At 73.5% G+C, this 13,910-nt stretch carries 14 protein-coding genes and 1 riboswitch; of the genes, 4 read left to right on the forward strand and 10 right to left on the reverse strand.

The window, feature by feature from the left end:
* Nucleotides 1-25: 25 nt before the first annotated feature.
* Both ACIP82_RS30875 and pyrR read right to left on the reverse strand, forming a co-directional pair.
* Nucleotides 26-1,003 carry an aspartate carbamoyltransferase catalytic subunit gene (locus tag ACIP82_RS30875; protein WP_400658227.1) on the reverse strand — a complete coding sequence of 326 codons (978 nt, stop codon included), beginning with the start codon at nucleotides 1,001-1,003 and terminating at the stop codon, nucleotides 26-28.
* Between the two features lie 4 nt (nucleotides 1,004-1,007).
* Nucleotides 1,008-1,631 carry a bifunctional pyr operon transcriptional regulator/uracil phosphoribosyltransferase PyrR gene (pyrR, locus tag ACIP82_RS30880; RefSeq protein ID WP_363610458.1) on the reverse strand — a complete coding sequence of 208 codons (624 nt, stop codon included), beginning with the start codon at nucleotides 1,629-1,631 and terminating at the stop codon, nucleotides 1,008-1,010.
* A 329-nt stretch (nucleotides 1,632-1,960) separates the two neighbouring features.
* On the opposite strand from pyrR, the gene ACIP82_RS30885 reads away from it, so the two are divergent.
* Nucleotides 1,961-2,464 (forward strand): transcriptional regulator, encoded by a 504-nt coding sequence (locus ACIP82_RS30885; RefSeq protein ID WP_045692870.1) that lies wholly within the window; start codon nucleotides 1,961-1,963, stop codon nucleotides 2,462-2,464.
* Nucleotides 2,465-2,572: 108 nt separating this feature from the next.
* Here the strand turns inward: ACIP82_RS30885 and ACIP82_RS30890 are convergent, their stop codons facing one another.
* The 6 genes from ACIP82_RS30890 to ACIP82_RS30915 all read right to left on the reverse strand — a co-directional run bounded on the left by ACIP82_RS30890 (nucleotide 2,573) and on the right by ACIP82_RS30915 (nucleotide 8,052).
* Complete coding sequence (locus tag ACIP82_RS30890) at nucleotides 2,573-3,475, reverse strand: hypothetical protein (RefSeq protein WP_363610460.1); 903 nt, start codon at nucleotides 3,473-3,475, stop codon at nucleotides 2,573-2,575.
* 152 nt (nucleotides 3,476-3,627) lie between these two features.
* Nucleotides 3,628-4,455, reverse strand: a complete 828-nt coding sequence (locus ACIP82_RS30895) for a thioesterase family protein (RefSeq protein ID WP_363610462.1) — start codon at nucleotides 4,453-4,455, stop codon at nucleotides 3,628-3,630.
* A gap of 142 nt (nucleotides 4,456-4,597) precedes the next feature.
* A complete protein-coding gene (gene nusB, locus ACIP82_RS30900; protein ID WP_063346766.1) occupies nucleotides 4,598-5,035 on the reverse strand; it encodes a transcription antitermination factor NusB in 438 nt (145 codons plus the stop codon).
* A 4-nt stretch (nucleotides 5,036-5,039) separates the two neighbouring features.
* Complete coding sequence (gene efp, locus ACIP82_RS30905) at nucleotides 5,040-5,603, reverse strand: elongation factor P (RefSeq protein ID WP_363610464.1); 564 nt, start codon at nucleotides 5,601-5,603, stop codon at nucleotides 5,040-5,042.
* A gap of 83 nt (nucleotides 5,604-5,686) precedes the next feature.
* Entirely contained in the window at nucleotides 5,687-6,793 is a 1,107-nt protein-coding gene (locus ACIP82_RS30910) for an aminopeptidase P family protein (RefSeq protein ID WP_363610466.1), read from the reverse strand.
* 83 nt (nucleotides 6,794-6,876) lie between these two features.
* Nucleotides 6,877-8,052, reverse strand: coding sequence for a HoxN/HupN/NixA family nickel/cobalt transporter (locus ACIP82_RS30915; protein ID WP_363610468.1), 1,176 nt, complete (start codon nucleotides 8,050-8,052; stop codon nucleotides 6,877-6,879).
* Nucleotides 8,053-8,083: 31 nt separating this feature from the next.
* Nucleotides 8,084-8,277, reverse strand: a riboswitch (cobalamin riboswitch).
* Between the two features lie 81 nt (nucleotides 8,278-8,358).
* Between ACIP82_RS30915 and ACIP82_RS30920 the strand changes: the two genes are divergently transcribed.
* Nucleotides 8,359-8,742 carry a metalloregulator ArsR/SmtB family transcription factor gene (locus ACIP82_RS30920; RefSeq protein ID WP_363610470.1) on the forward strand — a complete coding sequence of 128 codons (384 nt, stop codon included), beginning with the start codon at nucleotides 8,359-8,361 and terminating at the stop codon, nucleotides 8,740-8,742.
* Between the two features lie 62 nt (nucleotides 8,743-8,804).
* Nucleotides 8,805-10,502, forward strand: coding sequence for a hypothetical protein (locus ACIP82_RS30925; RefSeq protein ID WP_400658232.1), 1,698 nt, complete (start codon nucleotides 8,805-8,807; stop codon nucleotides 10,500-10,502).
* On the opposite strand, the gene ACIP82_RS30930 is transcribed toward ACIP82_RS30925, so the two are convergent.
* Nucleotides 10,499-11,032, reverse strand: coding sequence for a YcxB family protein (locus ACIP82_RS30930; RefSeq protein ID WP_400658234.1), 534 nt, complete (start codon nucleotides 11,030-11,032; stop codon nucleotides 10,499-10,501). The two genes, ACIP82_RS30925 and ACIP82_RS30930, sit on opposite strands and share 4 nt — an antisense overlap.
* A 65-nt stretch (nucleotides 11,033-11,097) precedes the next feature.
* Complete coding sequence (locus ACIP82_RS30935; RefSeq protein WP_400658236.1) at nucleotides 11,098-12,696, reverse strand: AMP-binding protein; 1,599 nt, start codon at nucleotides 12,694-12,696, stop codon at nucleotides 11,098-11,100.
* Between the two features lie 231 nt (nucleotides 12,697-12,927).
* Between ACIP82_RS30935 and ACIP82_RS30940 the strand changes: the two genes are divergently transcribed.
* Nucleotides 12,928-13,908, forward strand: a complete 981-nt coding sequence (locus ACIP82_RS30940; RefSeq protein ID WP_400658238.1) for a LysR family transcriptional regulator — start codon at nucleotides 12,928-12,930, stop codon at nucleotides 13,906-13,908.
* Nucleotides 13,909-13,910: the final 2 nt, after the last annotated feature.

Below are 13,910 nucleotides of genomic sequence, written 5' to 3' on the forward strand. Positions count from 1 at the left end.
CTGTCGGTTCGCTCGCTTCGCTCGTTCACTGGGCGGTCTCGCTGGAGTCGTTACGGGGGGCGTCGGAGAGGGTGGCTCCGCCGAGGAGCAGGTAGAGGACGGCCATCCGGACGGAGACGCCGTTGGCGACCTGCTCGACCACGGTGCAGCGCGGCGAGTCGGCGACCTCGGCGGTGATCTCCATGCCGCGGACCATCGGGCCGGGGTGCAGCACGACGGCGTGCTCGGGCAGCTGCGCCATCCGGATGCCGTCCAGGCCGTAGCGGCGGCTGTACTCGCGCTCGGTCGGGAAGAACGCGGCGTTCATCCGCTCGCGCTGCACCCGGAGCATCATCAGCGCGCCCGTCTTGGGGAGCACCCGCTCCAGGTCGTAGCTGACCTCGCAGGGCCAGTTCTCGATGCCGATCGGCAGCAGCGTCGGCGGGGCGACGAAGGTGACCTGGGCGCCGAGGGTGGTGAGCAGGTGGACGTTGGAGCGGGCGACCCGGCTGTGCAGGATGTCGCCGACGATGGTCACCCGCCGGCCCGCGAGGTCCTGCCCGAGGCCCGGGTTGAGGTGGCGGCGGATGGTGAAGGCGTCGAGCAGCGCCTGGGTGGGGTGCTCGTGGGTGCCGTCACCGGCGTTGATGACGCTGCCGTGCAGCCAGTCGGACTGGGCGAGCCGGGCGGGCGCGCCGGAGGCGTGGTGGCGGATGACGACCGCGTCGGCGCCCATCGCCTGCAGGGTGAGCGCGGTGTCCTTGAGGCTCTCGCCCTTGGAGACGGAGGAGCCCTTGGCGGAGAAGTTGATGACGTCGGCGGAGAGCCGCTTCTCGGCGACCTCGAAGGAGGTCTTGGTGCGGGTGGAGTCCTCGAAGAAGAGGTTGACGACGGTGCGGCCGCGGAGCGTGGGCAGCTTCTTGACGGCTCGTCCGGAGAGCTGGGCCAGCTCCTCGGCGGTGTCCAGGATGAGCAGCGCGTCGTCGCGGGTGAGGTCGGCGGCGGAGACGAGGTGGCGCTTCACGCGGTTACTCCGGGAGGTGCGGTTCGGACGGCTGGGAGGCCAGGGCCTGCGAGGAGCGGGACGCGTAGTCGCGGTCGCCGACCAGGACGGCGTCCACGCCGTCGGTGTCGGCGAGGCGGACCTGGACGGCCTCGCGCAGCGAGGTGGGGAGGTTCTTGCCCACGTAGTCGGCCCGGATGGGCAGCTCGCGGTGGCCGCGGTCGACCAGGACGGCGAGCTGGACGGCGCGCGGGCGGCCGATGTCGTTGAGCGCGTCGAGCGCGGCGCGGATGGTGCGGCCGGAGAAGAGCACGTCGTCGACGAGGATGACGAGCTTGCCGTCGATGCCGTCGGCCGGGATCTCGGTGTGCTCCAGGGCACGGGCGGGCTTCAGCCGCAGGTCGTCCCGGTACATGGTGATGTCCAGGGTGCCGAGCGGAATCTCGCGGCCGGTGATCTGGGCCAGCCTGGCGTGCAGGCGGCGGGCGAGATGGACGCCCCTGGTGTGGATGCCGAGCAGGACGACGTCCTCCGCGCCCTTGGCGCGCTCGACGATCTCATGCGCTATCCGGGTGATCACCCGGGTGATGTCCGTACCGTCCAGCACCTGGTGCGGCGGACGCGGCGTCGTTTCGTGGTCTGCGGTCATGCCGAAGCGGACCTCCTTCCCCGCCTCACGGGACGGGCCTTAAAGGATGTCTGGGATCGCCCCCGCCGATGCGGCGTGGGCTTCGGTCATCCTACCAGCGCGCCCTCCGGCAAACAGACGTCCATCATTCCGCTTCATCGGGTTAACGCGCCGGACGCATCACCGATGCGGACCATTCGCACGACTGCCCCATTCGGCTTGACGCAACTACCTCACTCTACGTAACCTCACAGTGAGTTACGAGACGGACGTCGGACCCACCGGTAACGGCGTCGGCAATCGCCCGTGACCCACCACTGAACGCGAAGCAATCTCGTCCGGGGAGATCAATGTCCAGCGACTACGCGAAGCAACTCGGAGGCAAGCTCCGAGCGATCCGCACTCAGCAGGGTCTCTCCCTGCACGGTGTCGAGGAGAAGTCCCAGGGGCGCTGGAAGGCAGTCGTCGTCGGCTCGTACGAGCGCGGCGACCGTGCGGTCACCGTGCAGCGGCTGGCCGAGCTGGCGGAGTTCTACGGCGTCCCGGTGCAGGAGCTCCTGCCCGGCGGTACGCCCGGTGGTGCGGCCGAACCGCCGCCACGCCTGGTGCTGGACCTGGAGCGACTGACCCAGGTGCCCTCCGAGAAGGCCGGTCCGCTGCAGCGGTACGCGGCGACCATCCAGAGCCAGCGCGGCGACTACAACGGCAAGGTGCTGTCGATCCGCCAGGACGATCTGCGCACCCTGGCCGTGATCTACGACCAGTCGCCGTCGATCCTCACCGAGCAGCTGATCTCGTGGGGCGTGCTGAACCCCGACGCGCGCCGTGCGGTGCGTGAGGAGGAGGCGGGCTAAGTCCCGCCGCACCGGCTCCCACCAGCGGAGACGGTGAATGCGCCAGGGCGCGGCACCCGGATTCACGGGTGCCGCGCCGTCGTGCGTCCGGACGGCGCGCGCCGGGATTCAGCAGACCGTGTCCAGCCGGTAGCCCGGCTCCGCCGCCACCCCGTCCAGCCGCACCGGGCCGGCCGCCGGCGCCCAGTCCTGCCCGCCGCTGGCCCAGGCCCACGCCGAGGGCCGGTACTCCCCGCAGGCCTCCGCCGAGCCCTGCGAGCCGTGCAGCACCGCCAGCCCCGGCAGCTCCCTGGCCAGGCCCGTGCAGAGCACCGCGCAGAGCAGGTCGAGGTCCTCGTCGTTGATCCGCACCACGCCGTCCTCCCACTGCAGCACCCGGGCCGCGGCGGTCAGCCGCCCGCCCGGCGCGTCCACGGCGAGGCGCAGCTCGTACACGCCGGGGCCGGCGCCGACCAGCATCCGGCGGAAGACCTCGGCCCCGCGCTGGTAGGCCTCACGGACCCCGCGGCCCCGCTCGTCGTAGAGCCCGCCGTCGAGCAGCAGGTCGGCGTGGCGCAGCGTCAGCCCGTTCTCCCGGGCCCGGGCCAGCCGCGGGACGAAGTCCCCGGCCAGCTCCTCGCCCTGGTAGGCCAGGAGCTGGGTCTGCAGCGGCGGGTTGACCAGGTAGCGGTCCCGGGCGGCCGGCTCGACCGGGTCGAGCCCGTGCAGCAGGCAGAACTCCTCGAAGTCCTGCGGGTGGAACATCCGGGCCCGGACGGTCTCGAACCGGCGGCGTGCCTCGGCCAGCAGTTCGGCGGTCTCCCGCAGGTAGCACGCGTAGTCGGGGGCGTCGGACAGCCGCCAGGCGCGGGCCCGCTCGAAGTCGGCGGCGCTGGTCAGGACACCGATCACAAAGGCCTGCTCGCCTGCGTCGGCCCGGCGACGCCCGTGCGGCGACCGCAGCCGGGGGCGGAGGCCGCCGCCGCCGGCGGTGCAGTCGGTGATGCGGCGGGTGCGGCCGTTGCGGCTCATCGGTGGCTCCTGGGGCGTCCTGGACGGGTGACGGTCAGCGGCGGGCGTGCCGCTGACCGTTGTCCTCCCCCGCCCCGCGCGCCGCACACGTACGGCGTGTCACAGGACTGTAACCGACCGTGAGGCGCGGTTTGGGGCGTCCGCCCCGGGCCTCACGCCGGGCGCGGCACCCGGGCCAGCTGGCGGGACTGGGCGACCAGGCGGCCGGACTCGTCCCAGACCTCGGCGTCCTCCTCGAAGTAGCCGCCGGCCAGGTTGCGGGTCGCGTGGGTGACCCGCAGCCAGCCGGGCACCGGCCTGGCCCGCAGGTGGACGGTCAGCTCGACGGTGGGCGCCCAGCCGGGCAGGCCGAGGTCGAAGGTGACCGGCGGCAGGGCGTCGGCGACCAGCAGGAGCAGCAGCGGGTCGGGCTCGCGGCCGTCGGCGAGCTTGAACCAGCCCTGGATCCGGCCGGTGCCGGACGGCTGCCCGAGCGCCCAGCCGACGGTGGCCGGGTCCAGCCGCAGGTCGAAGCGGTCCAGCAGGGCGGCCTGCCGGACCAGCTCCTTCGGGGCGTGCTCCATGCCGATGCACCGGTCCGGCGGGGGCAGCTGCGGCGGCCGGGCGGTGGTGCGCACCTCGCCGTCGGCGGTGGCGAGGTCGCCGTGGCTGGCGACCACCCGCAGCCGCTCGACGCCGTCCTGGCTGAGCGAGGCGGTGCCGGTGGAGAGGCCGCGGCCGGTGCGGAGCACCTCGGTGCGGACGGTGGCCGGGCCGGGGTGGGAGGCGGAGAGGTAGTAGCCGCTGATCGAGACGGGGTCGGTGTGCTCGCCGTGCTCCAGCGCGAGGGCGTGGCCGGCCATCGCGAGCAGCAGTCCGCCGTTGACGCCGCCGCCGATCTGCCAGCCGGCGCCCAGCTCACCGTCGTAGCGGCCGGGCTCGTCCGGGTGCCGGGTCAGGGCGATGCCCTGGTCGAACTCGCTGCGGGTCGCCGTGGTCATGGGGGTGGCCTGCCCTTCACTGCGGGGTTACCGATGAGTAGCCCCAACATACGCCACCCGTCCGGAACGCACGACGGCCGCCGGACCGTTTCCGGTCCGGCGGCCGTGCGTCGGGGTGTGCCCAGGGTTCGTCGGACGATCCCTAGCGGCGGATGCTCGGCTTGAGCTCCAGGAAGCGGGCGAGCAGACCGTTGACGAACGCCGGGGAGTCGTCCGTGGAGAACTCCTTGGCGATCTCCACGGCCTCGTCCAGGACGACCGCGTCCGGGACGCCGTCCTCCCAGATCAGCTCGTACGCGCCGAGCCGCAGGACGTTGCGGTCCACGATCGGCATCCGGTCGAGCGTCCAGCCCACCGCGTACTGCGAGATCAGGTCGTCGATCCGGCGGGCGTGCTGAACGTAGCCCTCGATCAGCTCCATGGTGTACTCGCCGACCTGCGGGGTGCCCTCGTCAGGCTTGGGCTCCCGGGCGCGGGCCACCCAGTCGGCGAGGACGCGCTGCGGGTCCACCCCGCGGTGGTCGGCCTCGAAGAGGATCTGGAAGGCCCGGGTACGGGCCTTGCTGCGTGCGGCCGACACGGACTTACTTCACCCGGCCGAGGTAGCTGCCGTCGCGGGTGTCGACCTTGATCTTCTCGCCGGTCACGATGAACAGCGGCACCGCGATCTCGGCGCCGGTCTCCAGGGTGGCCGGCTTGGAGCCGCCGGTCGAGCGGTCGCCCTGGACGCCCGGCTCGGTGTGGGAGATCACGAGCTCGACCGAGGCCGGGAGCTCGATGTACAGCGGGGAGCCCTCGTACATGGCCACCAGGGCGTCGAAGCCCTCCAGCAGGTACTTGGCGGCGTCGCCGACGACGGCGGGCTCGATCGTCACCTGGTCGTAGGTGTCCGTGTCCATGAACACGAAGTTCTCGCCGTCCTTGTACGAGAACTGCATGCCGCGCTTGTCGACGTTGGCGGTCTCGACCTTGGTGCCGGCGTTGAAGGTCTTGTCGACGACCTTGCCGGTCAGGACCTCCTTGAGCTTGGTGCGCACGAAGGCCGGGCCCTTGCCGGGCTTGACATGCTGGAACTCGACGACGGACCAGAGCTTGCCGCCCTCCAGCTTGAGGACCATGCCGTTCTTGAGATCGTTCGTGGAAGCCACGGGCGCACTAACTCCTGGATATAGCTGTCAAGGAACCAAGGGTTGCGTCCTGCCGCCCGCAGCAGCCGCCGGGCGGCCGCGGGTCACAGGGCGAGGAGCTCCTTGGTGGTGATGGTGAGCAGCTCGGGCCCGCCCTCTTCGAGGGGGCGCACCACGAGCGTGTCCTCGATCCGGACACCGCCCTTACCCGGGAGGTGGACTCCCGGGCCGACGGTGACCGGCACGCGGCTGTCCAGTTTACCCATGTCCGACGGGCCCAGGCGCGGCGCCTCCCGGATCTCCAGCCCGATGCCGTGCCCGACCGGGTGCGGGGAGGGCTCGGTGTGCCCGGCCGCCTGGAGGATCGCCCGGGCCGCCTGGTCGGGTACGCACTGCTCGACGCCCGGCCCGAGCGCCTCCCGTCCGGCCCGTTGGGCCCGGAACACCAGCCGGTGCAGCTCGACCTGCCAGGGCGCGGGGGCGGCGCCGATCACGAAGGTCCGGGCGGTGGAGACGCCGTAGCCCCGGTACTGGGCGCCGAGCACGACGGTGAGGAAATCGCCCTCCTCCACCCGGCGGTCGGTGGGCTGGTGGGCCTGCTGGCCGGAGTGGCTGCCGGTGCCGACCGAGACCGGGAAGGCCGCCCGGTCCGCACCGTGGTCGATCATCCGGCGCTCCAGCTCCATCGCCAGGTGCCGTTCGGTGCGGCCGACCAGGATCGACTCCAGCAGTTCGCCGAGCGCCTGGTCGGCGATCTCGGCGGCGATCCGCAGGTCGGCGATCTCGTGCTCGTCCTTGACCACCCGCAGCCGCTCGACCACCGGTCCGAGGCCCGCCAGTCTGACCCCCTCGGCGAGGCCCGCCACCGACCGGTGCCGGGTGACCGTCAGGTCGTGCTCCTCCACCGCCAGGTCGTCCACGCCGAGCCGCCCGGCGGCCGCGGCGGCGGCCAGCGCGGTGTCCTCCCCCGCCGCGACCGGGACCTGGGTGAGGTCCTCGCCGAGCAGGTGCTCCCCGGTGTCGTCCGGCGGCAGGTCGTCCGGCAGCGCCAGCAGCGCCCGCTCCCGGGTGAGCAGCAGCGTCGCCCCGCAGGGCGCGCACCCGGTCAGATAGCGCACGTTCGCCGGCCTGGTGATCAGCGCCGCGTCGGCCCCGGTCGCACCGCAGTGCTCCCTCAGCCGCTCCCGCCGACCCGCGTACGCATCAGCCATGCGTCGAGCCTACGGAGCGCCGCCCCGATCCGCCCGTCGGGCGGGCCCGACCGGGCCGGGGCCGGGGCCGGGCCGCGCCCGGCTCAGGCCTTGGCCTCCGTGGCCTCCGTGGTCTCGGCGGCCTCCCCGGCCGGCGTCGGCCGGGCACCCGCGTGCTGGGTCTGCGGGGACCAGCGCCGCTCCACCCCGGCCAGCCGCCAGTAGGCGATCGCCGCGACCCAGACCACCACGAACAGGCCGACGATCACATAGCCGACGTTGTCCAGCGAGAGGTCGGCGATCCACCCGCTGACCGGGTCGGTGAGGTCCAGCTTCTCGTGCAGCACCCCGACCAGCTCGATGGTGCCGATGATGAACGCCACCGCGATCGACAGCCCAGTGATGGTCAGGTTGTAGTACACCTTGCGCACCGGATTGGCGAACGCCCACTGGTACGCGAAATTCATGAACGTCCCGTCCAGCGTGTCGAACAGGCTCATCCCCGCCGCGAACAGCAGCGGCAGGCAGATGATCGCGTACCAGGGCAGACCGGCCGCCGCGCCGGAGCCGGCCATCACCATCAGGGTCACCTCGGTCGCGGTGTCGAAGCCGAGGCCGAGCACCATGCCCACCGGGAACATCTGGCCGGGCCGGGTGATCGAGCGGGTCGCCCGGTTCAGCACCCGGGCGAGGAAGCCGCGCGCGTTGAGGTGCTCCTCCAGCTCAGCCTCGTCGTACCGGCCGGCCCGCATCGACCGGAACACCTTCAGGATGCCGAGCAGGGCGGCCAGGTTGAGCGCGCCGATCAGGTAGAGGAAGGCACCGGAGGCGGTGGTGCCGACCACGCCCAGCCACTTGTGGGTGGTGGAGTCGTCGTCCATCAGCGTGTTGGCCAGCTGCGCCCCGCCCGCCACCAGGGCGGCCATCAGCACCACCATCGAGGAGTGCCCGAGCGCGAACCAGAAGCCCACGGAGACCGGCCGCTTGCCGTCCGCCATCAGCTTGCGGGTGGTGTTGTCGATCACCGCGATGTGGTCGGCGTCGAAGGCGTGCCGCATGCCGAGGGTGTAGGCGGTGATCCCCAGGCCCACACCGAAGACCTGGGTGCCGACCGTGTACTCGTGCGGTGCCACCAGGAATATGAGCGTCCCGAACGCCGCCACGTGCATGGCCAGGATCACCCCCATCAGCCCGGCCGTGCGGATGGTGTCCTGGCGTTTCCAACGGAAAGTGGGCAACACCGGCGGTGTCGCCGGGGTGGCGGTTTCGGGCAGGGTCATCTTCGGATCACGCTCCAGCACCTCGTGGAATGGCTTCGTGAGATGCCGTGGCCGGTCTCCTGGCTTACGGGGCTTCCGTACCCGCCTTCCCAGGCGCGCGAGGCGCCCAGTGGCGTCGTGGGTACGGACGACTCCCCCCGATCACAGTGGCGAGGGCCGCTCCGGACTGGGATCCCTGAGGATCCGTCACCGGTATTCCCGAGCACCACGGCGGGGAACACCGTAGGGCCCGTGGGACACCCTTGCAAGGCTGCGCACCTGCGCAGGTGTTCAGAATCACAGGACGCGGACTGCAAGAATGGGGCCATGCATCTCGTACCGGCCGACCGCGCGGGCCACCGCACCATCGACGGACACCGGGTCTGCGAGGCCATCGCCGCGATCGGCGACACCGCGCACGTCCGGTCCTGGGCCGAGCGGTTCTCGCTGCTCGCCGACCCCGGGCGGCTCGCCCTGCTGCTCGCCCTGCACCGGGCAGGCCCGCTCGCCGTCACCGACCTCGCGGTCGCCACCGGCATGCGTGACCCGGCCGTCTCCCAGGCCCTGCGCCTGCTGCGCACGGCCGGCGTGGTCAGCGGCGACAAGGACGGCCGCGTGGTGCGCTACCGGCTCGTGGACGACGGCATGCGCCCCCTGCTGGACTCGTGTGCCGCCGCCGAGCACCACGAGCCCTCCGCGGCCGCCGGCTGACCGTCCCTCGGGGACAGCCGGACAACCGCCCCCGGCCAGGGGCGGTTCAGTACGATCTTCGTGTGCCGTTCCGCCCGCAGGCCCGCGCCTGGCCCGATGACGACCGCTGGGACACCCGGCCCGTCAGGGCCCGCGTGCTGGCGGTCGCCCGCACCCTCACCTCCGCCACCCGGGTACTGGACGTGCTCACCCTGCTGCGCGGCCAGGACGGCATCCACCTCTACCTCACCGTCAACCCCGGCTCCGCGTTCGCCACCGGGCTCGACGGCTTCCTCGCCGGCCTCACCGGCATCACCGTGCTGGACTGGCGCGAGGCCACCCGGCGGCGGTTCGACCTCGCGGTCGCCTGCGCGGTGCACCGCTCGATGGCCCGGCTGAAAGCCCCGCTGATCGTGCTGCCGCACGGTGCCGGCTACAACCGCCTGGTCACCCAGTCCACCGGCGACACCGTCTCCGCCGCCGGCCTCTCCCGCCGCGAACTCACCCACTGGGGGCGGGTGTTCCCCGCGGTGATCGGCCTCTCCCACGAGGAGCAGCTCGACCGGCTGCGGATCTCCTGCCCCGAGGCCCTGCCCCGCGCACGCGTGGTCGGCGACCCGTGCTTCGACCGGATGCTGCGCAGCCTGGACGGCCGGGACGGGTACCGCGCCGCGCTGGGCGCCGTGGACGGCCGCCGCCTCGTCGTCGTCAACTCGACCTGGAGCGAGCACTCCCTGTTCGGACGCCACCCCGACCTGCCGCTGCGTCTGGTCGGCCGGCTCCCCGCCGACGAGTACACCGTCGCCGTCGTCCTGCACCCCAACATCTGGGCCCGGCACGACCCCGCGGCGCTGCTCGCCACCGCCGAACGGTCCGGACTGCGGCTCGTCCCGCCCGACCAGGGCTGGCAGGCCGCCCTCGTCGCGGCCGACTGCCTGATCGGCGACCACGGCTCGGTCTCCTTCTACGGCGCCGCCCTGGAACGCCACACCCTGCTCGTCGCCACCGGCGCCGACGAACTCGACCCCCGCTCCCCCACCTACGCCTTCGGCCAGGCCGCGCCGCCGCTCGACCCCGACGGCGACCTGCTCACCCAGCTGGAACAGGCCCTGGCGAAGCCGGACCGGGCCGCGCTGCGCCCGATCACCGACCGCTCGCTCGGCCGGCAGGGCCAGTCCGCCCGGCTGCTGCGCCCGCTGCTCTACTCCTATCTGCGGCAGGTGGACGAACCGGACGACGAACCTCGCCAGCCGCCGTACCCGCGACCGGTCCCGCTGCCCACGGCCCTGCCCGGCCCGACGGCGTACGACGTCGAAGGGGAGCGCCGGGGCACCGAGGTCCGCCTGCGGCGCTACCCGGTCGGCCCGGACCACCGCGAGGCCCGGGGCAGCTACGCGGTCAGCGCCGAGGAGCCGACGCTCGCGCTGCGTCACAGCGCCGAGGTGATGGCCCGTACCGAAGTCCGCGCCGAACTGCCCGCCGAGCGCTGGCTCGCCGACACCGCGGCCCAACTGCCCGGCCTCGGCGTGGCCGTGGCCGCTCTCGGCAAGGCCCGCCATCTGCTGCGGCTCCGCGGCGGCCTGCTGCTGGAGGCCCACGCCGAACGCCCCTGGGGTGCGGCCACACCGCACCTCGACCCCCTCCTGCTCGGCGCCGCCGTCGCCCTCTGGCTCGCCGACGGCGGCGACCCGGCCGACCTGCCGGAACACGGCCTCACCGTCCGCACCGGCGACCGCCGCACCCGGGTCGCGTTCACCCGCCGCCCGGGTCAGAACAGCTAGGGCTTCCCGGCCCTGGACAGGTGCCGGTCCAGGACGGCGCGGAGCCGGTCGACGTCGGTGCCCTCGGCGATGCCCCGCTTGGGCAGCAGCGTGAGGCAGGAAGCGTTCCGGTCACCGCTCAGCAGGACGAAGAGCCGGGGCGTCTCGACGAAGCGCGGCGCGGCCTGCCAGGTGAGGGTGCTCGACGACTGCTCGGTGCTGACGGTGACGCCGGAGTCGTCGACGACGGCCCGGTACTCCCCCTTGCCCTCCGTCAGGCGGTGGAACTGCCGCGCCTGGAGCCACGGCAGGGCGAGCAGAAGCAGGGTGACGAGGAGCATCACGACGAGTGAGGAGCTGATGCCCTCGCCCGACGTCACGGACAGGACGGAGCCGACCACCGCGCACACCGCCGCCACGGTCAGCAGCCAACGGGTCCGCCGGCCCGTGGCGGAGATCTTCGCCCGGGCGGTCAGCGCCTCCCGGAAATCCTCCGCGGTCGGTCGGTACGACAGCTCCAGCCGCGTCCCGGTCCGCTGGTCCTCACCCATGTGTACGTCCTTCTCCTTGATCGGCACCGGATGCTAGCGCGCCCTCCCTTCGACCCGCCGACCATTTATCCCTGGTCCGGTTGTCCGTGGTCCGGGCCGAGCGTGGCCCGCAGCAGCTTCCGGTCGGGCTTGCCCGCCTCGGTCAGCGGCAGCCGGTCGAGGACGTGCACGGCGGCGGGCGCGTACATCGAGCCCAGCCGTTCGGTGACGAACCCCCGGACCAGCTCCCGGTCCAGCCGGTGGCCGGCCGCCGGGACGACGGCCGCCTGGAGCTCCTCGCCCCCGTCCGCCCGCCGTGTCCCGAACGCCGCGCACTGGGCGACGGCGGGGTGGGCGAGCAGCACCTGCTCCACCTCCGCCGGGTAGACGTGGCCTCCCACCACGATGACCATCTCCTTCAGCCGGTCGACGAGGTGGAGGAAGCCGTCGCCGTCGAGGTGCCCCACGTCCCCGGTGCTGATCCAGCCGTCCCGCAGCACCTGCGCGGTGAGGTCGGGCCTGCGCCAGTAGCCGCTCATGAGCATGGGCGTCCGGACGTGGATCTCCCCGTTGCGGCCGGTGGGCAGCACCGCGCCCCGCGGGTCGCGGATCTCGATCTCGACGCCCTCCTGCGCCCGGCCGACCGTGATCCGGCCGTCCGGCCCGGTCACCCCGTGCTCGTGCGGCAGGACCTCGGTGATGTTGCCGGCCTCGGTCTGGCCGTACCAGCCGTACAGGACTGGGCCGAGGAGCTCCGCCGCCCGGTGCAGCCGCTCGGCGGAGGCGGGGGTGCCGCCGTAGAAGACCCGGCGCAGGGCGGACAGGTCCGCGGTGGCCAGGGCCGGGTGGTCCAGGAGTTCGTACAGCAGCGGCGGCAGGAGCCAGAGGTCGGTGATCCGCTCCCGTTCGAGGGCGGTGATGACGTCGAGCGGGTCGAAGCCGGACCGCAGCACGACGGTGCCCCCGGCGAGCAGCGTGGCGTCGGCGACGATTCCGGCCATATGGGCGAGGGCGGTGCAGGCGAGGAAGCGGGGCGGCGGGGAGGGCGCGAGGCGGGCGGCGTGCGAGACCAGCAGCCGGCCGTACGGGCCGTGTGCCATCCGGATGCCCTTGGGGATGCCGGTGGTGCCGCCGGTGAAGCGGATGCACCAGTCGTCCTCGGCCTGCGCGGCGCCCTTCGGCCCGGCGGTGGTCCCGGTGGCCGTCCCGGTCCGGCCCGGGCGGAGCGCCGAACCCGCCACCGCCGCCGGGTGCCAGTCGGTGGGGGCGGAGTCCAGCGTGAGCACGGCCGGTACCCGGACCAGCGCGAGCAGCGCCTCGCCCGCCGTCCGCAGGTCCGGGTCGACGAGCAGCGCGGCGGTACCGACGCTGTCCACGATGGCCGCCTGTGTCCCGGGGGCCGAGCCGAGGCCGAGCGAGACGACCCGGGCGCCGAGGAGATTGGCCGCATACCGCGCGACCAGCGCCTCGGGGCGGTCGCCGACGAGCAGCGAGACGGTGCTGCCGCGGCGCACGCCGTGCTCCGCCAGGGCGGCGGCACTGAGCAGGACGGCTTCGTGGAGCTCCCCGGCCGGGACCGCGCGCCCCTCGGCGGTGATCAGCGCGGTGTGCTCGGGGGAGCGACGGAGGGCGTCGAGGATGCGTTCGACGTAACTCTCGTACGGCGGTGCCGGGTTCTCGGACACGGCGGGGGCCTCCTTCGGCAGGGCGTCCGGCGCGGGCGGGGTGCGGGTCGGTCCGTGGTGCGGGTCGGTCCGTAGTGCGGGTCGGTCCGTGGTGGAGTCGGGACACCGGCCGGTCGCGGCGGCCCCTCCTGGAGGCTATGGGTGCCCGGCTCGCCGGATCCAAGACCTGATGCGGCATAAGATGATGTCCTGCGGGTTATGAGGAACGGCCCGACCCGGGGGGGGCGGCGGATGGACCTGCTGGCGCTGCGCTGTTTCCAGGTCGTAGCGCGCCACGAGCACGTCAGCCGGGCGGCCGAGGAACTGCGCGTCGCCCAGCCCTCGGTGAGCCGGATGATCGCCCGGCTGGAGACCGAGCTGGGTGTTCCGCTCTTCGACCGCAGGGGCCGCCGGATCCACCTCAACCGCCACGGCGCGGCCTTCCTCCGGCGGGTCGACCGGGCACTGCGCGAACTCGACGACGGCCGAAGGGAGTTGGCGGATGCCGCAGATGGCGCCGGCGGCACCGTGACGGTGGCCACCGAGACCCTGCTGACCCTCGCCGGGGTGCTCGCCCGCTTCCGGACGGCTCACCCGGACGTCGAGGTCCGGCTGCGCCAGTCCGCCGCCGATGTGATGGTCCGTCAGCTCCGCGACCGCGAGGTGGACCTCTGTTTCGCCTCCCAGCCGCTGGCGGGACCCGCCCTGAGCTCCGTGGTCCTGCTGCGCGAGGAGGTGCTGCTGGCGGTGCCCGTCGGCCACCGGCTGGCGGGGCGGGAGCAGGTCGCGGTGACCGAGCTGGACGGCGAACTGTTCGTCACCCCGCGCCCGGGCCACTGGCAGCGGGTGCTCGCCGACCGGCTCTTCGCCGAGGCGGGTGTGCGGCCGGTGGTCGCCTGCGAGGGCGACGAGCCGGGCGCCGTACTGGAGCTGGTCGCGGCCGGCCTGGGGGCCGCGCTGCTGCCCGCGATGGCGCGCGGCTCGGGCCCCCGGGGCTCCGTCGCCTGGGTACGGCTGGCGGCCCCCGGCTGCCGGCGGGAGCTGCGGCTGGTCCGCGACGGCGACTCCTACCGCACCGAGGCCGCCCGCCGGTTCGGCGAGTTCGCCGCGCGGCACTTCCGGCGGACCGCCCACGACGGCGCCCACGGCTCCGACTCCCCCGGCCGGACCGGCGCCGGGGCCGAGCGGGGCGACGCCCCACCCCCCGCAGGCCCTCCGACCGGCCGGCCGTAGCC

The sequence above is a fragment of the Kitasatospora sp. NPDC088548 genome (assembly GCF_044753005.1).
In the GTDB taxonomy this organism is placed as follows: Bacteria; Actinomycetota; Actinomycetes; order Streptomycetales; family Streptomycetaceae; genus Kitasatospora.